This is a genomic window from Mesorhizobium sp. LNJC394B00, from assembly GCF_000502555.1.
GTDB lineage: Bacteria > Pseudomonadota > Alphaproteobacteria > Rhizobiales > Rhizobiaceae > Mesorhizobium.
The window spans coordinates 141,828-164,719 of the sequence record NZ_AYWH01000003.1; the positions used below are offsets into that span (position 1 = coordinate 141,828).

The window sequence follows — 22,892 nt, forward strand, 5'->3', positions numbered from 1 at the left end:
AAATCCTTTCGAAATTTATCTCGCACCAAATGTGGTGGTTCAGCAGCCCTTCTTCAAGCAGAACTTGTTTCACGCTCCCGTGAGTCGGGCAAGGGCGTCATCCATCGCTTGCACCGGCAGTTCGATAAGCCTCGGTGCCTCGGTGAACAGCAGTGCTGCCGTCACCGCGCGGCCGGGGTAAAGCGGCTGGAGCAGCGCGCGGTAGAGCGCCAGCTGCAGGATATAGGCCGGCGGCACCTGGGCCAGGCCTGCGGGCGCCGGCCGGTTGGTCTTGTAGTCGACGATCGATACGCGCCCGGGCGTCACCGCCAGCCGGTCGATCTTGCCGGAGATCGAGCGCAGCCTGCCCTTGACCTCAAGGCTGCCCATCACAGCAACTTCGGCGCGGGACGACGGCGAAAACAGCCCGGCAAAACGCGAATCTCTGAGGATCGCCATCACCGAAGCCAGCGCCTTGTTGCGCTCGGCCTCCGGCCAGTCGGCGCCGGCTCGAATGAGATACTGCGCCGCCGCGCCTTGCCGTTCGTCTTCGGCAAAACCGGGCAGCATCTGCAGCAGCTTGTGCAGCGCCAGCCCGCGCATCACCGCAAAGCCCGGCTCCGCCTCGCTGTCCAGCACCGGCGAGCGGGTATCGACAACAGCTTCCTTGGCCTCGTCGATCAGCGCCGACGCGCCGGAAGGCGACAGCGGGCGCGGCAGCTCCTCATAAGGCGGCAAGGGCCGGAACAAGCCCACCGGCAGCGGCGGCACCTGTTGCGGCAGCCGCGACTCGTCGGCTGCCGCTTGCGCCACCGGCGGAAGCTTGGTCATGACGAAACGGTGCACCGGCTCGCTGCTGGCGGGGTGGCGGCGCTCCGTGCTTTCCGGCGCGGCAAGCAGCGCGCGGCTGACAATCGAATGCCAGGTGCCGGTGCTGGGCTGACGCTTGCCGTGATAGCCGCAGACGATCAGCCGGTCCTCGGCGCGCGTCATGCCGACATAGAGCAGCCGCCGGTATTCGTCGTCGGCAAGCTCCCGCGCCCTGGCCGAGGCCGCCTTGGAGAAGCCGTTGGCGACATCGGCGGCCGAGCGCCAGAGATAGCCCTTGCCGTCGAAATTGCGGCCCGAAGCGTCGAACGGCATGAGCCGCGGCAGATGCTGGTCGCTGAACGGCGCCGAACCGCCATCGACCAGGAAGACAACAGGCGCTTCCAGGCCCTTGGCGGCATGCACGGTCATGACGCGGACCTCGTCGCGCGTCTGGTCCATCTCGCGCTTGATCTCCGGGCCGGTGTTTTCCAGCGTCGCCAGGAAAGCCTCCAGCCCCGGCAAGCCGGTGCGTTCTTCGGCCAGACAGAAACTCAGGAACTCGTCGAGAATATCGCCGGCTTCCGGTCCAAGCCGGGCGATCATCTTCTTGCGCAGGCCGTCGCGCGCCAGCACCCCGGCGTAGAATTCGAACACCGGCCGGAACGCCGCCTCGTTGGCCCAGCCGTCGAGCCGGGCAACGACATCGGTCAGCGCGGTATTGTCGCCAGCATGCTGGCGTAATGAGGCGATCAGCGATGTTCCGGCTGGCCGTCCGGCGCCAAGCGTAAAAAGCGTCTCCTCCGACACGTCGAAAACCGGGCTGCGCAGCACGGCGGCGAGCGACAGGTCATCCTGCGGCTGGATGAGGAAATGGCCGAGTGCGATCAGGTCCTTGACCGCGATGTGGCCGGGCAGGCTCAGCCGGTCGGCGCCGGCGACGGGAATATCGCGGTCCTTCAGCGCGCGCGACAGCGCATGGACGAAGCGGTCGCGCTTGCGCACCAGCACAAGAATGTCGCCGGCCCTCAGCCTGCGTCCCTTGCCCTCGATGATCTCGCGGTCCTTGAGCCAGGTCTGGATGGTCGCAGCCACGTGCTCGGCCACCCGCACAGCCGGCGCGCTGGCATGATTGACCGGCAACGTCCAGTCGTCGGGCTCCTCGACGGCGTCAGCGCCGAGCGACGGCCAGACCTCGACATAGCCAGGCGCGTCGTTGCGGATCGCCTTGTGGTCGAGCGGATCGGGGTCGTGGCTGATGCCGCGCCGCACGCCCGGATCGGCAAAGACGCGGTCGACTGCGGCAAGCACGTCGTCGGTCGAACGGAACGACCAGGTCAGTTTCAGGTCGGCAAACGAAGCATTGGCTGCGTTCACGCGTCCGGAAAACAAGAGCCGGCTGTCGGCAAAGGAATCCGGTGCGGCACCCTGGAAGGAATAGATCGACTGCTTTTCGTCGCCGACGGCAAACACCGTGCGATTGGCCGTGCCGCGCTGGCCGTGGCCGGCAAAGAACTCCTCCGCCAGCCGCTTCACCACCTCCCATTGGTCGGGGCTGGTGTCCTGCGCCTCGTCGAGCAGGATGTGGTCGATGCCCTGGTCGAGCTTGTACTGCACCCAGGGGCCGGCATCGGGCCGCGCCAGAAGGTTGACGGTGCGGGTGATGAGGTCGTTGAAATCGAGAAAGCCGCGGCTGCGCTTCAGGCGCTCGTACCGCACGATCAGCCAGTCGGCTATGGTCAACGCCGCGACCGTGCCTTCCAGCATCCGGAACAGCGCCAGCCGGTCGGAGACGTCTGTTATCGACTTGACGGCCGCCAGATAGCGCTCGGGAAGGTCGGGCAGCCGGCCGAGCAGCGCCTTCTTGAACAACTTTGAGGGATCATAGGGGTCGCCATCGGCCTTGAGAAAGGCTTTGCCGAGCATCTGCAGCCGGCGGGTCGGGTCCGTCTCGGCAAAGGCCAACCGGGCATAGGGCAAGAGATTGTTGAGCACGGTGCGGGCGTCGGCGGCCTCGGCGGCACTGGCGAACACTGCAAAGAAGTCCGGCAGGAAACCCGGCAGCGGCCATACCGATGCCGCTATGTCTTCGGCGCTCCGCCCGGGGCGAAAATGGAATTCGTCGAACAGGGCCTGAAAGCCGCCGCCGTCGCGCCGGACCGCACCGATGAAGCCGCGTAAGCCGTCGCGCTTGCGCACGATTTCGGCGAGCAGCGCATCGAGTCCGTGTTCGCCGCCGCGCTCCAGCACGGTGGCAAAGGCCTCGGCCAGTCCGGTGTCTCCGGCTGACGTGCCCGAAATCATGTCCCGGCGGGCGCCAGCAAACAGCGAGGCCTCCATCTGCGGATCGAGCATTTCGAAATGCGCCGGGATGTTGGCCTCCAGCGGAAACTGGTGCAGCACCGATTCGCAGAAGGCGTGGATGGTCTGGATCTTCAGCCCGCCCGGCGTTTCCAGCGCTTCGGCAAACAGCCGGCGCGCCCGCCGCATCGTGTCGCGGTCGGGTCGGCGGCCGTCCACCGCCTCAATCTTTGTGGCAAGCTCGGCATCGCCGAGCGCCGTCCATTCCGACAGGGTCGAGAACACGCGGTTCGACATGTTGGCGGCGGCCGCCCGCGTATAGGTCAGGCACAGGATCTTCGACGGATCGGTGCCGTTGAGCAGCAGCCGGATGACGCGCTGGGCCAGCACATGCGTCTTGCCCGAGCCGGCATTGGCGGACACCCAGGCCGAGTTCTTCGGGTCGGAGGCGCGCGCCTGGCTGGCGGCGGTTTCGCTGGGGATGGGATAGGCTTTTTTCATGCCTCCCCCGCCTCGTCATCGCTGTCGCCGCCGGCCGACCATTCGAGCACGCGCGCCAGATGGTCGTAATCGCCATCGCTCTCGCCCTCGCGAAAAGGCAGCGCCCGCGACAGATAGCCGGTCGTCGGATCGGCATAGTGGACCAGCAGCTTTTCCAACCGCGCCCAAGCCTCCTCGGCGAGGTCTTCGGCGGTCCGAGGCTGGCGGTTGTAGTCGAGGATGGATTCCTCGAACACTTCGCCATTCGGCTTCAGCCGCACGAATGCGAGCTGGGAGGGCTCGCGCGCGCCAAGCCCCTTGAAGGCGCCGCGCCGGAGCAGCGCCCCTTCGAGCGCCAGCTGTGGCGCCAGCAGCGTGTGGGCCTGCGCCTTGGACGGGGACGAGCCGGTCTTGTAGTCGAGAATGTCGGCCATGCCACCGGCCAAAAGGTCGACGCGGTCGGCATAGCCGGACAGCGTCACGCCGGTGCGGCCGACAGCGGTCTTTTCGGCGCGCTCCTCGGCATGCCGCCGGGCGACGGCGGGAGCGCGGCCGCGCTCCCATTCGATGATGTTGGCGGCAAGCTTTTCGAAGCGCGGCCACCACACAGCCTCGACATCGGCGGGCAGGGCGATCTCGGCAAAGCAGGTCCGGCCGGCGGCGATAAGGCGCTCCAGGGCTTCCGGCGCGCGCGGGTCCGCAACCTCTGTCGAGAACAGATGCAGGATGTCATGAAACAGCGTGCCGCGCTCGGCCGCGCCGGGATCGCGGATCACCGGCTCGAGCGGCAGAAGGCTCAGAATACGCCTTGCATAGACCGCATAGGGGTCGCGTCGCAACGTCTCGATCTCGGTCACCGAGAAGTGGGTGGGCCGCATGCTCAGCGGCGGTTTCGGCTGCGGTCGCGGCGCGAAATGCTGCCGCTCGCCGGCATCGAGCGCGCGCGCCCAGGCAAGCATTTCGTCGCCGCGCCCGCGCAATGCGGCCGCCGGATCCTTGCCGATGAAGGTGAGGATGCGCTGCAGCCAGCGCGACGGCACCGCCGGTGCGTCGCCGGCTCGGGCGGAGCGCGTCAGCACCACCTTTTTCGCCCCCATCGCCATCTGGAAGTCGTGGGCGGCAAGNGCAAGGCCGATACGGCGCTCCGGCGGCTCGAGATCGATGCCGGTCTTCATCAACCGCGACATGAAGCGATCGCTTTCCGGCTTGCGTGGCCACACGCCCTCGTTCAGCCCGCCAATGACCAGCGTGTCGACATTCTGCAGCCGCGCTTCCAGCGCCCCCCAAATGGCGATGTTGCGGTCGGTGCCTTGCCCGGGCTTGACCGTTTCCGGTGCTACCAGCGCGTCCATCACATCAGGCCATTCGTCGGCCGGGAAGTCGAACGACGCCGAGGCCGCGACCACACCGCGCAGCAGCTCGGCGAGTTTCTCGCCGGCGTCGCCGGCATAAAATTCAGCCAGGCTGCCCTCCGCCGTGCGGCCGAGATTTTCCAGCGCGGCGACGCTCGCTCTGGTCAACGCGACAAGATCGGCATTCTCTTCTCCGCGAAAGGCGGTCAGCGGTGCCAGCGCCGCCACAAGCCGGCTCAGCATATCGCGGGCATCGTCGATGCCGCGCACGCTCAGGCGCGAAAACCAGAAGGGCTGGCGCTTGTCCCCGCGCAGCCCGGCGAGACGCTCCTCGAACAGTGCTGGCAAAGAGGCGATGTCGGGGCGTCCGGTGCCGCCGCGCAGCGCCACGAGTTCGATGAGCTCGGCGGCATGGCGCACGCCGGTGCGCTCAAGTCCGAGCCCGAGCAGCGGATGCTTGAGCAGCGACAAAAGGCCGACGGGATCGCCGGGCCGGAATACTGCTTGAAGTGCGAGCCGCAGCAGGCTGGCTGCAGGCGTGTTGGCGAGCGGCGTGCCGCCGGAATCGTCGGCGATCACGCCGAAGCGCAACAGCTCCGCCGAGACGCGCCGCGCCAGCCCGCGGTCGCCGGTAACGAGAGCTGCCCTGTGTCCCGGCTGTTCCACGGCGGTTTTCAGCGCGATGGCGATCGCCACCGCCTCGTCGCGTTCGCTGGCGGCTTCGACCAGCGTCACGTCGGCGAAGGTCTCGGCGATATCCAGGGCGTTGAAGCGTATGCGGGTCTCGGCCCATAATTCCGTGGTCTCGGCCGGCCGCAGCGCCTCGCCGACAAGGGCCGCGCGGAGCGCCAGTGCGGGCTCGGCGGAGACCACTTCCTCGACATCGCCACGCAGCACGCCAATCTTGCCGATCAGCTTGGCCATGCCGTATTGCGGGTGGCCAAGCAGTGCCGGCCGCGCACCGGGCGCCCCAATCGCGGCAAAAGACGGTTCGTCCAGCATCCCATCGAGCCCGGGCAGCACCACGGCGCCGTTGGGCAGGCTGGCGACCGTGGCAAGCAGTTCGGCCGTGGCGGGAATAGAGCCCGTCGAGCCGGCGGCGATCACCGGGCCTTTGGGCGGGTTGCGTTCCAGCCGCTTCGCCTCGCGCCGAATCAGCGCATTGCGGTGCGCGGCCGGGTTGGAGCGGTCGCGCTCCTCCAGCAATTTCGGCCAGGCCTCGGTGACGATACGGAGGAAATCGAGCGTCACAAGCCACCATCCGGCAAGATTGCCGGTGACCAGATCGGCAAGCCTGGTCCAGTCCGTGCCTTCGGTTTCGATCTCGTCCATCAGCCGGGCGAGGTCACGCGCTAGCCAGATCGCATCGGCGGCGGAGGCCGGCACGACGATCTCTTCGTTGAACATATCAAGGACATGCGCCGGCAAGGTGCGCTTCCAGGCCCGCACCAGCGGCGCCAGTAGCAGCAGGCGTTCGATGGCTGCGATCGGCGGCGCCATTTCAAGCTCGGTCGGCGTGCCGGCGTCGAAGGCGGCTTCGTCCTCGTCGAACTCTCCGAGCGGGCGGATGACCGGCAGGATCGCTGAACGGCGGCTCCCCCCCGGTCCCGAAAGCGCGTCGACAAAAGCGCCGCGCAGCGCACGGGCCGCGCGCCGTGTCGGCACATAGATGGTGACATCAGCCAGCGCCAGCGGATCGCCGTCGAACCGGAAGCCGGGCACCAGCCGTCCGGCCAGCAAGGCCTCGGCCAGAGTCGGCAGGAATGGCGCTCCGGGCGGGATCGAAAGAACGCGGCGCGCGCCGCTCATACCACCTTCGCGAGAGCTTCGGCGGCGGCCGCTTCCGCCTGCGGAATGGCGTCGGGAGTGCCGACGGTGATCCAGCTTCCGCGCATCTGCATGCCGAACAGACGGCCAGAGGCGATTGCCTTGTCGAAATGGGTGTTGAGCGAATGCGCCCCGGCCGGCGCATCCCTGAAGATGGCGGGATTGACGATTGCCGCTCCGGCATAGATCAACCCGGCCGGATCGCCTTTCGAGCGCCGCAGGCCGCCATCCGGCGCCATCAGGAAATCCGTGCCGACACCGTGTCCGGTGGCCGAGTCGAGATCGGTAAGCATCAGCAGAATATCCATTTTCGCGCCGTCCCATGCAAGGGCAAGGCGCTCGAGGCTGGGCTGGCCGCTGTCGATCCAGAACGTATCGGCGTTGATGATGTAGAAGGGGTCGCTGCCCAGCAGCGGCAATGCCTTGACGATGCCACCCGCCGAATTCAGCAGTGCGTCGCGCTCGTCGGAAATGACGATCTTTGGCGTCCGCCTGTGGGCTATATGGGCGACGATCTGGTCCGGCAGATAGTGCACGTTGACGATGGCTTTCTCGACGCCGGCCGCTTCGAGACTGTCCAGCCCCCAGTCGAGCAAGGTCCTGCCGGCGATCCGCACCAGCGGCTTCGGCATGGTGTCGGTGATCGGCCGCATGCGCTTGCCAAGACCCGCCGCCAGCACCATCGCTGTGGTCAAGGTCACGGGAGCCGTTCCTCCAGCAGGCCATGTGCCATGTAAAACTCCTTCAGCTGAGCCAGCGCCGGGTGCGCCAGCGCCCGCCTGAGATAATCGCGGATGCGCGGCAGGTGTCGGAGATAATAGGGCTTGCCGTCGCGCTTTTCGAGCCGCACGAAAATGCCGAGGATCTTTGAATTGCGCTGCGCCGCCATGATCGCATAGGCCGCGCGGAAGGCGTCCTCATCGAAGCCGACGGGGGCGTGGCGCGCAGCGACATAGGCGTCCACGGTCCGCTGCTCGATATCGGGCGAAATGGTGACGCGGGCATCCATGGCCAGCGACGCAACATCATAGGCCGCCGGACCCATCAGCGCGTCCTGGACGTCGACGATGCCGAGGCGGTCGTGGCCTTTGCGGTCACCGCGCCAGATGATGTTGGGCGAATGGAAGTCGCGCAGCATCAGCGTGTATTCCTGTGTGTCCAGCCGATCGAGAACCGCGTTCCATTCCCTGTGATAGCCGGCGCGTAAAGCCTCGCTTGCCGGGCTGCCGGTCACCATCGGCACATACCAATCGACCAAGAGATCGGCTTCGATCAGCATGGCGTCGCGATCGAAGGGCGGCACCTCGTGGAAGACGCCTGGGACGGCTTCCATGCGCTGCAGCCAGGTCTTGCCATGCATCATGGCCAGCAATTCGGCTGCTGCCGCGTAGCGCTCGGCCACCGGCTCACCATTGCCGTCGAGAAAACCTTCCGAGCCCAGATGCTCCAGCAGCAGAAACCCTTGCTCGAGATCCTCGGCATGGATTTTTGGGACACTGACACCTTGCGCCAGCAGCGCCTTGTCGATGGCGACGAAAGCGGTGACCGACTGCGCCGTGTGGGCGATCACGGCATAGGGCTTGCCGTCGCGCACCGGCGGCCCCAGCACCAGCCTTGGCGAATTCATCAGCACGCGCGGCGCAAGGCCGGCGAGCGAAACAATCTCGTAAGAGCGCGCCGAGGCGTCGCCGACGAAATGGCGCCGCGCGGCGTCGCCCCAACCGGCCGTTTTGAGGAAATCGCGCATCGCCAGCGATCGCGCCACGCGTTCGAAGGCAACGCCTTGGCCCGATAGTTTCGCCAATCGTCCTTCGTCCTGATGGACGAGTTCGATCCAGATCGACGTTCTCGGAAGAGCGGCCTCCGCCCGTTCCGGCCACTCGACAAGGGCAGCGCCCTGCAGCAGCGCCTCGTCGAAACCCAGCTCGTCCATCTCGCCGGCCGAGGACAGGCGATAGAGATCGAAATGGTGCACGGGGATGCGCGTGTCGTAGCTTTGCACCAAGGTGAAGGTAGGGCTCGGCACATCGAGGCCGGCATCATCGGCCAGCGCCCTGATCAGGGCCCGCGCCAGCGTCGACTTGCCGGCGCCGAGATCGCCCTTGAGCGCCAGCACGTCGCCCGGCCGCAGCGCCATGGCCAGGTCCTCGCCGAACCTTGCGGTCGCAGCCTCGTCGGCGAGAAAACGCTCCAGCACAACAACGGTCATCGAGCCCGCTACTCGGCCGCGGCGCGGATGCCCGACGGTGCATCGGGGAAGGTGCAGATGACGGTGGTGCCCTTGTCCTTGCCGGTCTCGATGCGCACGCTGCCGCCATGCAGTTCGACAAAGCTCTTGACGATCGACAGGCCTAAGCCCGCGCCGCGCCGGCGTCCGCCATTGGTGCGCGGCTCGAAGCGGCGGAACACCGAATCGAGCAGGTCCGGCGGCATGCCGGGGCCGTTGTCATGGACGGAGAATTCCACGCCTTGCTCCAAATGCCGGCAGGCGAGCGTGATCGTGCTCGCCTCCGGCGCGTAATTGGCCGCGTTGCTGAGCAGATTATAGAGGATCTGGCGAACCCGGGTCTCGTCGCCGTGAAAACTCTTCGGCGCCGCAGCGGCATCGATCCGAAGCTTGATCGAATGCTCTTGCAGCCGGTCGGCGACCAGTTCGGCCGCGGCCTCGATGGTGCGCTCGACGCTTACTTCCGAAATGTCGAGCTGCATGATGCCGGCGTCGACGGTGGCGAGGTCGAGTATGTCGTTGACGATGGTGAGCAGCACCGAGGATGACGAGCCGACATGCTCGACATATTCGCGCTGCTTTGGGCTGAGCGGCCCGGTCGCCGGCAGCGACAGAAGCTCGGTGAAGCCGATGATGTTGGTCAGCGGCGAGCGCAGCTCGTAGGAGACATGCTGCACGAACTCGTTCTTCAGCTGGTCGGATTTCTGCAGCGCTTCGTTCTTGTCCTTCAGCGCGCGCTCGACATTGACGCTGTCGGTGACGTCCACAAAGGTCATCATCACCTGGCCGTTGGGCAGCGGGAGGACGGCGTAGCTGAGCACTGTGCCGTTCTTCAGTTCGGTCTGGCCATGGCGGTCGCGGCGCTCGTCGTCGAAACCGGTGATGGCGGCGACGAACCCGCCCCACGGGCTGTCGACGGCGCGCTGGTCGCTGAGATCGCGGATCGCCGAGACATGGACGTTGGGCTTGATCACATCCTGGCTCAGTCCCCACAGCGCGACAAAGGCCGGGTTCGACAGGCGCAGCCGCCCATCGGGACCGAACACGGCGACGCCTTCGGCCAGATTGTCGAGCGTTTCGCCCTGGACCCGCACCGCCGTCTGGTAGCGGCTTTCGAGGTCCATCTTCTCGGTCAGGTTCTCGAACACCCAGGTCACGCCGCCCTTCGGCTGCGGGTTGGCCACCACGCGGATGGTCTTGCCGTCGGGCAGATGCCACCAATGCTCTTGCGATTCCACCGCGCGGTAGGCGCCAAGCAGGCCTTCTTTCCAGCGCCGCCATTCCGGCTGCTCGGCGATCTTGCCTTCGCTGCGCAGCCGGTCGAGCAGCAGCGCATTGTCGGGCGCGCTGTGCAGGAAGCCCGGGTCCAGCCCCCACAGTTTCTGGAACGCCTGGTTGAAGAAGCGCAACTTCTCGTTGGCATCGAAGATCGCCACCGCCGTGTTGAGCTGGTCGAGCGTGTCGGCATGGCTGCGCACCGTGCGCTCATATTCGCCGCGAATGGTTTCGGTGGCGCTGGTGTCGCAGGCAAGACCGGCCGAGCCGTCGGCACCGGCGAAGTCGGTGACGGCGAACACCCGGCGGTCGCCCTCGATCACCGTCGACAGCGTCTGTTCGAAGATCGGGCGCGATTTGTGCTGCGCGGCGATCTGTTCGCGCGCTTGGGCGCCGAGGAATTCCTTGGCTTCGCGCACCGCGGTCTCGGCGTTCGGTGCCTCGACCGCTCCGGCATAGGCACGGTTGACCCATTTCAGCCGCCCGTCGGTGGCGCGCAGCCAGGCCGGCATCGGCAAGGCGTCGAGCAGGCCGATCATCGTCTCGTAGTCGGCGGCCAGCCGCTGGTTCTCGATCTTCAGCCTGGCCTGGCTTCGCTGCGTCTCCGACAGCGAGACGAAGCGCACCAGCACATGCGCGGCGCTCTTGCGGCCATGCACTTCAAGCGGCGCCCCGGCCTGCGATTCGATCACGAGATCAAAGGGTTTCGCTTTCTCGCGCAGACCAGCGACGGCATTTTCGAGCGCCGCCGCCGAGCGCGGCATCAGCCAGCGGCCGAAGGCGAGGAAGGCTGCACGGTCGTCCGGCGCACCGCTTTCCAGCGGCAGCGTGCCGATCAGCTCCGGCTTCTTGTTCTCCGACGCCCAGACGATGACGCGCTGGTCACGCAGATTGAGCAGCGCCTCGGAGCGCTGCAGCGCCGCATTGATGTCGGCAATGCGGGCTCTGAGTTCGACATTCTGCGCCGAGGTGCGGGCTCTTTCGCGGATCAGGAAGATGGCCGAGACCAGTGCCGCGCCCATGACGCCGACGAACATGGCGAGCTGGATGACTTCGACCGCGCTGACCGACAGTCCGGCCTTCTGCGCAATGGCCGGCTCGGCATGGGCGGCAAACGAGGTGAGCGGGCCGGCAAGAGCTGAGGTGGCAAGAAAGCCGGCGGTGCGGGCGCCAACGCGCCTCTTCAGGCCACCGCCTGTCGTGACGGAGCCATTGCTATCGGAATCGTCATGGCCGCCGGAAACGGCCGATCCCGCGCGAGGCGGGTTTTCCCCCGGCATGCCTTGGTCCTCTTCGCCGCCTGAATGCAAGACCGCCTAGATCAGGATCACGTTTGATGGAAACGCCCTTCTGACCTAACTCTTTTCTAAAGGGCATGATCTTTTCCGAAAACCGCTTCCCACTTTTCGCTGACGCGGTCCTTCGGTTCGAATCATGCTCTCGATGCGTACGCCGGCCTCGTCCCCGGCCCACGAATCAGCACAATAGCGCGTGCTGGAATCGGCGTGAAGAATCATCCGCGCAAAAAAGAAGCCGGGCGAAAAGTCAATCGCCCGGCTTCAATATCTAGTGGTAAACGCCGCTTTGGCTAATAGCGGTAGTGTTCCGGCTTGAACGGACCCTGCGGGGTCACGCCGATATAGGCGGCCTGTTCGCCGGAAAGTTCGGTCAAGCGGGCTCCAAGCTTGTCGAGATGCAGACGCGCCACCTTCTCGTCGAGGTGCTTGGGCAGCACATAGACCTGGTTCTGGTACTGGCCGGGCTTGGTGTAGAGCTCGATCTGCGCCAGCACCTGATTGGTGAACGAAGCCGACATCACGAAGCTCGGATGACCGGTCGCGTTGCCGAGGTTGAGCAGGCGCCCCTCGGACAGCAGGATCATCCGCTTGCCGTCCGGGAAGGTTATCATGTCGACCTGCGGCTTGACGTTGGTCCATTGCAGGTTGCGCAGCGACGCGACCTGGATCTCATTGTCGAAGTGGCCGATATTGCCGACGATCACCATGTCCTTCATCGAGCGCATGTGGTCGAGGGTGACGACATCCTTGTTGCCGGTGGTGGTGATGACGATGTCGGCGGTTGGTGCGGCATCTTCCAGCGTGACGACTTCAAAGCCGTCCATCGCCGCCTGCAGCGCGCAGATCGGATCGACTTCCGTGACCTTGACGCGGGCGCCGGCGCCCTTGAGCGAAGCCGACGAGCCCTTGCCGACGTCGCCATAGCCGCAGACGACCGCAACCTTGCCGGCCATCATGGTGTCGGTGCCGCGGCGGATGCCGTCGACCAGCGATTCCTTGCAGCCATATTTGTTGTCGAACTTCGACTTGGTGACCGAGTCGTTGACGTTGATCGCGGGGAACGGCAGCAGGCCCTTCTTCTGCAGCTGGTAGAGCCGGTTGACGCCCGTCGTCGTCTCTTCGGTGACGCCGCGAATGGCATCCTTCTGCTTGGTGAAGAAGCCGGGCGAAGCCTTCAGGCGCTTCTTGACCTGGGCGTAGAAGTACTCCTCTTCCTCGCTCTGCGGGTTGGACAGCACGTCCTCGCCGGCCTCGGCGCGGGCGCCGATCAGTATGTACATGGTGGCGTCGCCGCCATCGTCGAGGATCATGTTGGAGAGGCCGCCATCGGCCCACTGGAAGATCCTGTCGGTGTAGTCCCAATACTCCTCGAGCGACTCGCCCTTGACGGCGAACACCGGGATGCCGGCCTCGGCGATGGCTGCGGCCGCATGGTCCTGGGTCGAGAAGATGTTGCACGAGGCCCAGCGGATATCGGCGCCAAGCGCCTTCAGCGTCTCGATCAGCACCGCAGTCTGGATGGTCATGTGCAGCGAGCCGGTGATGCGCGCACCTTTCAACGGCTTCTTGTCGCCGAATTCCTCGCGGCAGGCCATCAGGCCCGGCATTTCGGTTTCGGCGATATCGAGTTCCTTGCGGCCCCAGCCGGCAAGCGAGATGTCGGCGACCACATAGTCCTTGCTACCTGTCATGGCAGTGCTCCGGTGTGATTTGTCTTCAGAATGCGCCTGCGCCACACGGCGCGTCCAAGGGCGCGGGATGCCGGCCTGACTAGCAGATCGCCGCCAAGACGACAATGGGATATAAAGAAATCTTTATGCGCGTATGTGTTTTACGGGGATGCATGCCGCCCAAAAGTATCCCGCGGTTTTGGGACAACGGCGTCCAAAGCAAAAACTTCAGCACTCTTCGCCGAAGCGCGAGGCGACCAGCTGCTCCAGCGCGTCCATCGCCGCTGCGGCTTCAGCGCCGCTGGCGGTGACGCGGATCGAATAACCGGGGCTCGCCGCCAGCATCATCAGCCCCATGATCGAGGTGCCGCCGACCTTGAGACCATCCTTCTCGACATGGACGGTGGCGTCGAAGCCGCTGGCGACCTGGACGAACTTCGCCGAGGCGCGCGCATGCAGGCCGCGCTGGTTGACGATCGGGAACTCGCGCACGATCTCACCGGGCGACAGCGCGTTCATTTGCTGCTCAGCAGCTGACTTGCGACGTTGATGTATTTGCGCCCCGCGGCCTGCGCCTCGTCGAGCGCGGTCGCCATGTTGTCGCCCTTGCGGATCGACGACAGCTTGATCAGCATCGGCAGGTTCATGCCGGCGATGACCTCGGTGCGACCGGATTCCATCACCGAAATGGCGAGGTTGGAAGGCGTGCCGCCGAACATATCGGTCAGAACGATGACGCCGGTCCCGGTGTCGACGCGGCCGACGGCGTCGACGATATCGCGCCTACGCTGCTCCATATCGTCGTCGGCGCCGATTGCCACGGTTTCGAAATTGTCTTGTGGCCCCACGACATGTTCCACGGCATGGCGGAACTCGGCGGCCAGTTGACCGTGCGTTACAAGCACGAGTCCGATCATTCTATGGTGGCTCCCGTCATCGCCGCTTCACAGGCGCTTTTTATGCTCGCCGGCCATCCCAGGCGGCGGGAGCGCTATCTTGTCGACGCGCGGCGCGTTGACAAGCCCAAAATTGCGTCGGCCATGGCCAATTTGACGCATTGCAGCAAAAAACCGGCGGCGGATCATACGAAAAGGGCAATCGCCAGCCGCGCCATTACCGCCGGCAAAGCCGCAGTGACGTTGCGCTGAACGAGGTCGATGCGCGGCACCACACAGCCGGCAATGGTCGCGCTCGACTCTTCCTGGAAACGCTCCACAGCGTTAGCGGCAACCAGCTGGATCGTAAGGTCGATGACTCCCACAGATTGGAACAAAAGCGGCTTCGGACCAAGTCCGGGCACCTCTGCGAGGCCGGCAATGCTGGCGGGCGCATGGCAGACCAGCCGCCCGAAACGCGCCGCGACAAACAGCTGGTCGTCGCCGATCAGCCGCGCAAACAGCCCGAGCCGGCTGAAATGGTCGATGAGCGCCAGCGCCAGCGTTGTCTTGCCCGAGCCGGACGGCCCGGTGATCAGGACGCCCCGCTCGCCAATCAGGACTGCGGTGGCATGGATGTTCTCGGGTTCCGCGGTGGGATCGGGCATGCGCAGCCGCGATCAGCCTTCGGCCGGCAGCGTAACGACGAAGCGCGCGCCCTTGATGTCGCCGGGCTTGGTGCCGGGGATGTTCTCGGCGGTCAGCGTGCCGCCATGGGCTTCGACGATCTGCCTGGATATCGACAGGCCAAGCCCCGAATTCTGGCCGAACGCCTCGCCGGCCGGGCGGTCGGTGTAGAAGCGCTCGAAGATGCGGTCGATGGCGTCGGCGCGGATTCCGGGGCCGTTGTCGTCGACGGTGACGATGTTGACCTTGCCCGAGCGTGCCAGGGAAATGGCGATATGGCCGTGGTCCTCCGGCACGAAGGAGCGGGCATTCTCGATCAGATTGGTGATGACCTGGCCGATCCTCAGATCATGGCCGGTGACGAAATAGCCTTTGACGCCTTGCGGCAGCTTGGCGGCCTTGAATTCGATCTCGACAGCCTTTTTGTTGCGCGTCGCTTCGCGCGACACGGCGACGAGATCGGTGATGAATTTCTTCAAATCGACCGTGGCGGCATCCTCACGCGCCAGTTCGGCGTCTAGGCGCGAGGCATCGGAAATGTCGGTGATCAGCCGGTCGAGACGCCGGACATCGTGCTGGATGATCTCCATCAGCCTGCCGCGTGAATTGTCGTTCTTGGCCAGCGGCAAGGTCTCCACCGCGCTGCGCAGCGAGGTCAGCGGGTTCTTCAGCTCGTGCGAGACATCGGCGGCGAAGCTTTCGATCGCCTCGATGCGGGCATAGAGCGCATTGGTCATGTCGCGCACCGCGACCGACAAATTGCCGATCTCGTCCTGGCGGTCGGAAAAGTCGGGGATCTCCTCGCGGCTCTTGACGCCGCGCCGCACCCGCACTGCCGCCGCCGATAGCCGGCGCAGCGGATTGGCGATGGTGGATGCGAGCAGCATCGACAGGATGGCGGTGACCAGGGCGGCGATGCCGAACACGCGCAAAATAGCCTTGCGCTCGGCGGCGACGATCTTGTCGATGTCGCCGCCTTCCGTCGACAGCATCAGCACGCCGAGGACGGCGCGGAAGCGCTGGATCGGCACCGCCACCGAAACGATCTGCTCGCCCTGTTCGCTCACCCGCACGATCGTCGACGGACTGCCGGTCAGCGCCTTGACCACTTCCGGGAAGGCCGCACCGTTGCCGCCGGGCTGCTCATGGTAGACGGGCAGGTCCTTGTTGCGGAAGAAGTCGAAGACGAATTTCTGCACGCGCTCCAGCATATCCGGCTGCTCGTCCTCGACCGGCGGCAGGTCGTAGCGCAGGATCTGGCCGCGCGAGTAGAGATGGCGCGAATCGAGCAGCAGATTGGCGTCGCGGTCATAGATGCGGGCCCGGGTGCGCGTCGGCGAAATCAGCCGCCGCAGCACCGGCGCGACGCGCTCGGGGTTGATCGGGAAATCCAGATTGTCGAGCTGGTCTGAGCCCGGCCCCAGGCTTTCACCGGCCTGCAGTTCGAGTAGTTTTTCCGGATCGATGCTGATCGAATCGGTCTCGACCGTTGCCGACGCGGCAATGGCGCCGGCGATGATCTCGCCCTGCGTCATCAGGCTTTCGACGCGGGCGTCGATCAGCCCGTCGCGGAAGGTGTTGAGATAGAGGATGCCGGTGACCAGCACGGCGAGGCCGGCCAGGTTGAGGAACAGGATGCGCCGGGTCAGGCTGGAAAAGATGTGGTGGCCGAGGAAGCGGCGCATCGGCACCGTCAACCTCGACAGGAATGCGGGCAGAATCCGCGACCGCCTGACAGCGCTCGTTCGTCTGCTCCGCTGTACATCCACTGCCATCGAATAGCAGCTCCCGCCTAGTCTTTGGTTTTATGCATGTCGTCGTCCCAAAAACCGCGACCACTTTTGGGCGACATGCATCAACTCAAGCTTCGCGGAACCGGTATCCGACTCCGTAAAGGGTTTCGATCATTTCGAAGTCGTCATCGACGGCCTTGAACTTCTTGCGCAGCCGCTTGATGTGGCTATCGATGGTGCGGTCGTCGACATAGACCTGCTCATCATAGGCGGAATCCATCAGCGCATCACGGCTTTTTACCACGCCTGGGCGCTGCGCCAACGAGTGCAGGATGAGAAATTCGGTGACCGTCAGCGTCACCGGCTCGCCCTTCCAGGTGCAGGTATGGCGTTCCTGGTCCATGACCAGCTGCCCGCGTTCCAGCGAACGGGCCTGCTGGCTGGGCGCCTTTGCCGCAGCTTCGCGGGCGCTGGCGCGGCGCAGCACGGCGCGCACCCGCTCGACCAGCAGGCGCTGCGAGAACGGTTTGCGGATGAAATCATCGGCGCCCATCTTGAGGCCGAAAAGCTCATCGATCTCATCGTCCTTCGAGGTCAGGAAGATCACCGGCAGGTCCGACTTCTGCCGCATCCGGCGCAACAGCTCCATGCCGTCCATGCGCGGCATCTTGATGTCGAGGATGGCGAGATTCGGCGGCCGCGCCGCCAGGCCTTCAAGCGCCGACGCACCATCCGTGTAGGTCTCGACGCGATACCCCTCGGACTCGAGGGCGATCGACACCGATGTCAGAATGTTGCGGTCGTCATCGACAAGCGCGATTGTTGCCATTTCAAGCGGCTCCCTCATGAGCTGTCCCTTCTGTCTTAGAGAAGGGGCTTTTGCAGGACAAATTAGGTACAAAATGTGGCACAGGCTCCACCCGCTGTCGCGGACGGCTTGCCGGCGGCCCCATCGGAACCTCTACACGGGTTGGACGAACACTGTGTGCCAATCCTTTGGGCAACCACCGTGATTTTTTGCACATATAAACGATTTAAACAACTTTCAAAATTTTTAAATCGATTAATGATTTGATATCATTCGGGTTTTCTGGTTCTCACCGTCTCAGCCCCTAACGCGGGCTCGCCGGAAACGCGCCGGCAAAGTGCGGCGAATCCAGAAGAAGGGACCCTTGATGTCGGAAGTCGGCAAACGCAATTCTGCTTGCGCGATCGATCGTATCGGCCTGAAAACCACCGGCACGGTGCATTATAATTTTGGTGCGGCCGCCCTTTATGAGGCAGCGATCCGCCGTGGCGAGGCCCGGTTGACCGCCGGCGGCGCGCTGCTTGCCGAGACCGGCCAGCACACTGGCCGCTCGCCCAAGGACAAGTTTGTCGTCCGCGATGGCGCCACCGAGCCCCATGTCTGGTGGGACAACAACAAGGCGATTTCGGCGGGCCAGTTCGAAATGCTGCTCGCCGATTTCCTTGTCCACGCCGCGAATAGCGATCTCTATGTGCAGGACCTCGTCGGCGGCGCCGATGCCGAGCTGAAGCTGCCGACGCGGGTCATCACCGAATTCGCCTGGCACTCGCTGTTCATCCGCAATCTTTTGATCCGCCCGCAGGCCGCCGAGCTTGAGGATTTCGTGCCGGAGATGACGATCATCGACCTGCCGTCCTTCCGCGCCGATCCGGCCCGCCACGGCAGCCGCACCGATACGGTGATTGCGGTCGATCTCACCCGCAAGATCGTGCTCATCGGCGGCACTTCCTATGCCGGCGAGATGAAGAAATCGGTGTTCACCATGCTCAACTATCTGCTGCCGGAAAAGGGCGTCATGCCGATGCACTGCTCGGCCAATGAGGGCCCGGGCGGCGACGCAGCGATCTTCTTCGGGCTTTCCGGGACGGGCAAGACGACGCTGTCGGCCGATCCGTCACGTACGCTCATCGGCGACGACGAGCACGGCTGGGGACCGCACGGCATCTTCAACTTCGAAGGCGGCTGCTACGCCAAGACGATCCGGCTGTCGGCCGAGGCCGAGCCGGAGATTTTCGCCACCACGCAGCGTTTCGGCACGGTGCTGGAAAATGTCGTGCTCAACGCCGACCGCGTGCCGGACTTCAACGACGGCCGGCTCACCGAAAACACGCGCTGCGCCTATCCGCTGGATTTCATCCCCAATGCCTCGAAGAGCGGACGGGCCAGCCACCCGAAAAACATCATCATGCTGACCGCCGATGCCTTCGGCATCATGCCGCCGATCGCACGGCTGACCCCGGCGCAGGCGATGTATCACTTCCTCTCCGGCTACACCGCCAAGGTGGCCGGCACCGAGAAGGGCGTTACCGAGCCGGAAGCGACCTTCTCGACCTGCTTCGGCGCCCCGTTCATGCCGCGCCACCCCAAGGAATACGGCAATCTGCTGCGTGAGCTGATCGCCCGCCACGGCGCCGATTGCTGGCTGGTCAACACCGGCTGGACCGGCGGCGCCTACGGCACCGGCAAGCGTATGCCGATCAAGGCGACGCGCGCCTTGCTGGCCGCAGCGCTTGACGGTTCGTTGAAGGCGTCCGGTTTCCGCACCGACGCCAATTTCGGCTTCGAGGTGCCGGTTGCTGTGCCTGGCGTCGACAACGCCATTCTCGACCCGCGTTCGACCTGGGCCGACAAGGCAGCCTATGACCGGCAGGCAGCGCGATTGGTCGGCATGTTCGCCGTCAACTTCGAGAAATTCGAGAGCCATGTCGATGCCGTCGTGCTCGGCGCAGCACCCCGCCTGCAGGAAGCTGCGGAATAGTCGAGACATCTTCACCGAAGCATCCTTGAAAGGCGCGGTCTCGATCGGGCCTTTTCTTTTTTGGTCCGCCGCGCCATGACTGCGGCATGCCTATCGACGACATCATCATATCAGACGAGGCCGTAATCCACCCGGGCGACCTGCACGAGGATTTCATCCGCTCGTCGGGTCCCGGCGGCCAGAACGTCAACAAGGTGGCGACCGCGGTCCAGTTGCGCTTCGACGCCGCCAATGCGGCTGGCCTGTCCGAACGCGTGCGCGCGCGCACGATCAAGCTCGCCGGCCAGCGCGCCACCAAGGACGGCGTCATCGTCATCGAGGCCGGCCGCTTCCGCACCCAGGAGCAGAACCGGGCCGATGCCCGGGCAAGGCTGACGGCGCTGGTCGCCAAGGCCGCGGAACCGCCGCCGCCGCCGCGCAAGAAGACCAGGCCGTCGAAAGGCTCGGTGGAGCGGCGGCTGCAAAGCAAGGCAGGGCGCGGCACGATCAAAAAGCTGCGCGGCCGGGTAGAGAACGACTAAGGACCGCGCCGACTGCGTGCATAAAGCGGCCTCCCCTTCGGAACCGCAGCCGCAAGGTTTCACCATTGCCACAGAAAGGGAGGCCGACAACGGTGGCTTTCGGGTCGCCGTTTCTGATTGGCGGTGGCATGGTTTCAGTATCAACCGGAGGCGAAGTCATGCTCGTTCTGCCCAAAGGCGTCCGCCACATGCCTGGTTATCTGTCCCGCGCGGCGCAGGAAGCGCTGGTCGAAGAGGTGAGGACCATTGTACAGCGGGCGCCGCTGTACGTGCCGGCGATGCCGCGGACCGGCAAGGAGATGAGCGTGCGCATGACCAATTGCGGCACGCTCGGCTGGGTCACTGACAAGGAGTTGGGCTATCGCTACCAGCCAACGCACCCACTCACCGGAGAGCCATGGCCGCCGATCCCGGACGCGCTGCTGCAATTGTGGCGGGAGGTTGCCGCCTATCCGAATCCGCCGGAGGCCTGCCTGGTCAATTTCTATACGCAGGACGCCAAAATGGGTCTGCACCAGGATCGCGACGAAGCCGATTTCTCGGCCCCAGTGGTCTCGGTGTCACTTGGCGACGATTGCCTGTTCCGGGTCGGCCAAGTGACGGGCAGGGGGGCCACACGCGACGGCGGTACCAAATCGTTCCGCCTGAAAAGCGGCGACGTCGTCGTGCTCGGCGGCGAAGGCCGGCTCTGCTTCCACGGCGTCGACCGCATCTATCCGTCGACCTCGGCGCTGCTGAAAAATGGCGGCCGGATCAATCTGACGCTGCGGCGGGTGACCTTGCCTTGAAGAGGTGAGAGTGCAATCTTGCACTTACTGAACCACTGACCTTGCGAATGAAAAGTCCCTAACGGAATTTAAGGTTTCGGCCGCTAGTCTGCGCCAAAACGTCATCATTCCCGGTGTGGATACCATGCTCGAAATCGAATCCGAAGTGATTTGGCGCTACATTCGAAATGCCGCATGGCGCACGGTTTCGATCGCCCGCTCGGATGCATCGCTCTACCTGTTCATTGGCATCTACACTGCAACGGGGCTGGGGTTTCTGGCTTGGGTCGGCGCGCTCCATCGCACCGCATACCAGACCTACGTGCCGATATGGCTTATGGTTTTCGGTTTCGTGCTGCCGGCGGTATCGCTTCTCCTGGAAACCGGCTGGCTTTTGCATCGATTTGAGCGTCGGCGGAAATTTGCTGCGGGCAAGATGTTCTCAGCCGAGCGGATGGCGGTTCTCTTTTCCGGCATATGTCTGTTGATGGGCATCATGATTTTCCAAAGCACCTTCACCTCGGTCAAGAACGGCATGTCCGTCCTGTGGAAAGGTTTCCCCTATGATCGCGCCTTGGCAGATATCGATGCCTATCTGCATTTCGGCACTGATCCGTGGCGATGGCTCTACGTTATCGGCAAGCATGACTGGGTACGGGAATCCGTCGGATGGAACTACGACATGCTGTGGTTCATCATTTGCTACAGCATGCTGTTTTTCATGGTCACGTCACCACGCACCACGCATCTGAAGAGACGCTATGTGCTGTCCTTCATGGTGGTGTGGATAGTCGTCGGAAACATCCTGGCCGGGCTGTTCATGTCGGCCGGACCGGCGTTCTACGGCTATGTCACCGGCGATGTGCCACGCTTCGGTGAACAGCTTTCGTTTCTTGCGCAAAGCCCGTCGGCGAGTTCCGCCGCCGTGTACCAGCAGTATCTGTGGACGCTCCAGACCGAGGGTGTGACTGGACTCGCGTCGGGAATATCGGCATTTCCAAGCGTTCATGTCGCCTTGATCACCCTGAATGCGGTGTATACCTGGGAGTACGACCAGCGGTTGGGCGCCATCGCATTTCTGTATGTCGCCTTCATAGTCGCGAGTTCGGTCTATCTTGGTTGGCACTATGCGATCGATGGTTATGCGGCGGTCGCGCTCACGATCGCCCTATGTGCGGCCGTCCGCAAGCTGGTACCCGACGGCGAAATCCTGATGCCAAGCCCGGCCCGGCAATCGGCGACTGGCGGCAGCCGCCCGGCGGCGGCGGTCACAGTTTCCTGAGCGCCACTTCCTCGACCAGATGATTGGCGCCCTTGCGCAGGATGAGGTCGGCCCGCGCTCGTGTCGGCACGATGTTCTCGCGCAGGTTTTTCAGGTTGATGTTGGCCCACAAGCCTTCCGCAATGGCACGCGCGGCGTCTTCCGAAAGCTGCGAATAGCGGTGGAAGAAGGAGTCCGGATTGCGGAAGGCCGTCTCGCGCAGGCGCATGAAGCGGGCGATGTACCATTGGTGGATCAGCTTTTCGTCGGCGTCGATATAAATGGCGAAATCGAAGAAATCCGACAGGAACGGCACTATCTTGCCGTCCTTCGGCAATTTGCCGGGTTGCAGAACGTTGATGCCTTCGAAGATCAGAATGTCTGGCCGGTCGATGGTGACGAACTCGCCGGGAATGACGTCATAGGTCAAATGCGAATAGACGGGCGCGCGGACATTGCGCTGCGCCGACTTGATGCCCGAGAGGAAACGCAGCAGCGCACCGACATCGTAGCTGTCGGGAAAGCCCTTGCGCTCCATCAGATTGTCTCGTCGCAACACCTTGTTGGGCAGCAGGAACCCGTCGGTAGTGATGAGATCGACCTTGGGGCTCGACGGCCAGCGCGCCAGAAGCTCCTTCAGCACGCGCGCCGTGGTCGATTTGCCGACCGCAACCGAACCGGCAATGCCGATGATGAACGGTGTCTTGACCACATCCAGCGCGTTGAAGAAGGCCTGGCGCTGGCGAAACAGCAACTGGCTGGCCTCGACATGCGCCGAAAGCAGCCGCGAGAGCGACAGATAGATGCGCTTGACTTCTTCCAGGTCGACCGGATCGTTCAACGAGCGCAGACGGTTGATCTCGTCTTCGCCCAGCGTCATCGGCGTGTCGGCGCGGAAGTTCGACCATTGCTCGGCCGAGAAGAAACGATAGGGGGAATATTTCTCGGTCGGAGCGAGCTGGTCCATCGAGTTTCCTGCCCTCTAGAGCATGATGCCGAAAAGTGTGAAGCGGTTTTCGAGCGACATCATGCTCCCTCTATCAATT

General features: G+C 64.3%; 16 protein-coding genes. 4 read left to right on the forward strand and 12 right to left on the reverse strand.

The window, feature by feature from the left end; translation table 11 throughout:
• Positions 1 to 69 precede the first annotated feature (69 nt).
• The 11 genes from addA to X751_RS148995 form a co-directional block, all read right to left on the reverse strand.
• A complete protein-coding gene (gene addA, locus X751_RS149045) occupies positions 70 to 3,588 on the reverse strand; it encodes a double-strand break repair helicase AddA (RefSeq protein WP_023744913.1) in 3,519 nt (1,172 codons plus the stop codon).
• Entirely contained in the window at positions 3,585 to 6,728 is a 3,144-nt protein-coding gene (addB, locus tag X751_RS149040) for a double-strand break repair protein AddB (protein ID WP_023744914.1), read from the reverse strand. Before addB ends, addA begins: the two co-directional genes overlap by 4 nt.
• On the reverse strand, positions 6,725 to 7,429 hold the full coding sequence (locus tag X751_RS149035) for a nucleotidyltransferase family protein (RefSeq protein WP_031247107.1): 705 nt from the start codon (positions 7,427 to 7,429) through the stop codon (positions 6,725 to 6,727). The genes addB and X751_RS149035 overlap by 4 nt, the downstream gene beginning before the upstream one ends.
• A 14-nt stretch (positions 7,430 to 7,443) precedes the next feature.
• Positions 7,444 to 8,955, reverse strand: a complete 1,512-nt coding sequence (tsaE, locus tag X751_RS149030) for a tRNA (adenosine(37)-N6)-threonylcarbamoyltransferase complex ATPase subunit type 1 TsaE (RefSeq protein WP_023744916.1) — start codon at positions 8,953 to 8,955, stop codon at positions 7,444 to 7,446.
• Between the two features lie 8 nt (positions 8,956 to 8,963).
• Complete coding sequence (locus X751_RS149025; RefSeq protein WP_023744917.1) at positions 8,964 to 11,528, reverse strand: PAS domain-containing sensor histidine kinase; 2,565 nt, start codon at positions 11,526 to 11,528, stop codon at positions 8,964 to 8,966.
• Between the two features lie 308 nt (positions 11,529 to 11,836).
• Positions 11,837 to 13,237 carry an adenosylhomocysteinase gene (ahcY, locus tag X751_RS149020; RefSeq protein ID WP_023744918.1) on the reverse strand — a complete coding sequence of 467 codons (1,401 nt, stop codon included), beginning with the start codon at positions 13,235 to 13,237 and terminating at the stop codon, positions 11,837 to 11,839.
• Positions 13,238 to 13,444: 207 nt separating this feature from the next.
• Entirely contained in the window at positions 13,445 to 13,735 is a 291-nt protein-coding gene (locus X751_RS149015) for an HPr family phosphocarrier protein (RefSeq protein WP_023672303.1), read from the reverse strand.
• Positions 13,732 to 14,133: a PTS sugar transporter subunit IIA gene (locus X751_RS149010; protein ID WP_023672304.1), complete on the reverse strand. Its 402-nt coding sequence runs from the start codon at positions 14,131 to 14,133 to the stop codon at positions 13,732 to 13,734. Before X751_RS149010 ends, X751_RS149015 begins: the two co-directional genes overlap by 4 nt.
• A gap of 164 nt (positions 14,134 to 14,297) precedes the next feature.
• Positions 14,298 to 14,759 (reverse strand): HPr kinase, encoded by a 462-nt coding sequence (locus X751_RS149005; protein ID WP_023744919.1) that lies wholly within the window; start codon positions 14,757 to 14,759, stop codon positions 14,298 to 14,300.
• A gap of 12 nt (positions 14,760 to 14,771) precedes the next feature.
• Positions 14,772 to 16,553, reverse strand: a complete 1,782-nt coding sequence (locus X751_RS149000) for a sensor histidine kinase (protein ID WP_023672307.1) — start codon at positions 16,551 to 16,553, stop codon at positions 14,772 to 14,774.
• A gap of 85 nt (positions 16,554 to 16,638) precedes the next feature.
• A complete protein-coding gene (locus tag X751_RS148995) occupies positions 16,639 to 17,340 on the reverse strand; it encodes a response regulator transcription factor (RefSeq protein ID WP_010912942.1) in 702 nt (233 codons plus the stop codon).
• 346 nt (positions 17,341 to 17,686) lie between these two features.
• Here X751_RS148995 and X751_RS148990 point away from each other — a divergent pair, with 346 nt between their 5' ends.
• From X751_RS148990 to X751_RS148975, 4 genes are all read left to right on the forward strand, one after another.
• Positions 17,687 to 19,297: a phosphoenolpyruvate carboxykinase gene (locus X751_RS148990; protein ID WP_023744920.1), complete on the forward strand. Its 1,611-nt coding sequence runs from the start codon at positions 17,687 to 17,689 to the stop codon at positions 19,295 to 19,297.
• Positions 19,298 to 19,383: 86 nt separating this feature from the next.
• Complete coding sequence (arfB, locus tag X751_RS148985) at positions 19,384 to 19,818, forward strand: alternative ribosome rescue aminoacyl-tRNA hydrolase ArfB (protein ID WP_023672309.1); 435 nt, start codon at positions 19,384 to 19,386, stop codon at positions 19,816 to 19,818.
• A gap of 158 nt (positions 19,819 to 19,976) precedes the next feature.
• Complete coding sequence (locus X751_RS148980; protein WP_023681406.1) at positions 19,977 to 20,606, forward strand: alpha-ketoglutarate-dependent dioxygenase AlkB; 630 nt, start codon at positions 19,977 to 19,979, stop codon at positions 20,604 to 20,606.
• Between the two features lie 124 nt (positions 20,607 to 20,730).
• Entirely contained in the window at positions 20,731 to 21,867 is a 1,137-nt protein-coding gene (locus X751_RS148975) for a phosphatase PAP2 family protein (RefSeq protein WP_023744921.1), read from the forward strand.
• On the opposite strand, the gene coaA is transcribed toward X751_RS148975, so the two are convergent.
• Positions 21,854 to 22,813, reverse strand: coding sequence for a type I pantothenate kinase (gene coaA / locus X751_RS148970; RefSeq protein WP_023672313.1), 960 nt, complete (start codon positions 22,811 to 22,813; stop codon positions 21,854 to 21,856). The two genes, X751_RS148975 and coaA, sit on opposite strands and share 14 nt — an antisense overlap.
• Positions 22,814 to 22,892: the final 79 nt, after the last annotated feature.

Bases quoted from the DNA above. Each gene is read 5' to 3' on its own strand.
- X751_RS149015 (WP_023672303.1), bottom strand. From the start codon at position 13,735: ATGAACGCGCTGTCGCCCGGTGAGATCGTGCGCGAGTTCCCGATCGTC.
- X751_RS149000 (WP_023672307.1), bottom strand. From the start codon at position 16,553: ATGGCAGTGGATGTACAGCGGAGCAGACGAACGAGCGCTGTCAGGCGG.
- addA (WP_023744913.1), bottom strand. From the start codon at position 3,588: ATGAAAAAAGCCTATCCCATCCCCAGCGAAACCGCCGCCAGCCAGGCG.
- X751_RS149010 (WP_023672304.1), bottom strand. From the start codon at position 14,133: ATGATCGGACTCGTGCTTGTAACGCACGGTCAACTGGCCGCCGAGTTC.
- coaA (WP_023672313.1), bottom strand. From the start codon at position 22,813: ATGGACCAGCTCGCTCCGACCGAGAAATATTCCCCCTATCGTTTCTTC.
- arfB (WP_023672309.1), top strand. From the start codon at position 19,384: ATGCCTATCGACGACATCATCATATCAGACGAGGCCGTAATCCACCCG.
- X751_RS148995 (WP_010912942.1), bottom strand. From the start codon at position 17,340: ATGGCAACAATCGCGCTTGTCGATGACGACCGCAACATTCTGACATCG.
- X751_RS148975 (WP_023744921.1), top strand. From the start codon at position 20,731: ATGCTCGAAATCGAATCCGAAGTGATTTGGCGCTACATTCGAAATGCC.
- X751_RS148980 (WP_023681406.1), top strand. From the start codon at position 19,977: ATGCTCGTTCTGCCCAAAGGCGTCCGCCACATGCCTGGTTATCTGTCC.
- X751_RS149035 (WP_031247107.1), bottom strand. From the start codon at position 7,429: ATGGTGCTGGCGGCGGGTCTTGGCAAGCGCATGCGGCCGATCACCGAC.
- ahcY (WP_023744918.1), bottom strand. From the start codon at position 13,237: ATGACAGGTAGCAAGGACTATGTGGTCGCCGACATCTCGCTTGCCGGC.
- X751_RS149005 (WP_023744919.1), bottom strand. From the start codon at position 14,759: ATGCCCGATCCCACCGCGGAACCCGAGAACATCCATGCCACCGCAGTC.
- tsaE (WP_023744916.1), bottom strand. From the start codon at position 8,955: ATGACCGTTGTTGTGCTGGAGCGTTTTCTCGCCGACGAGGCTGCGACC.
- X751_RS148990 (WP_023744920.1), top strand. From the start codon at position 17,687: ATGTCGGAAGTCGGCAAACGCAATTCTGCTTGCGCGATCGATCGTATC.
- X751_RS149025 (WP_023744917.1), bottom strand. From the start codon at position 11,528: ATGCCGGGGGAAAACCCGCCTCGCGCGGGATCGGCCGTTTCCGGCGGC.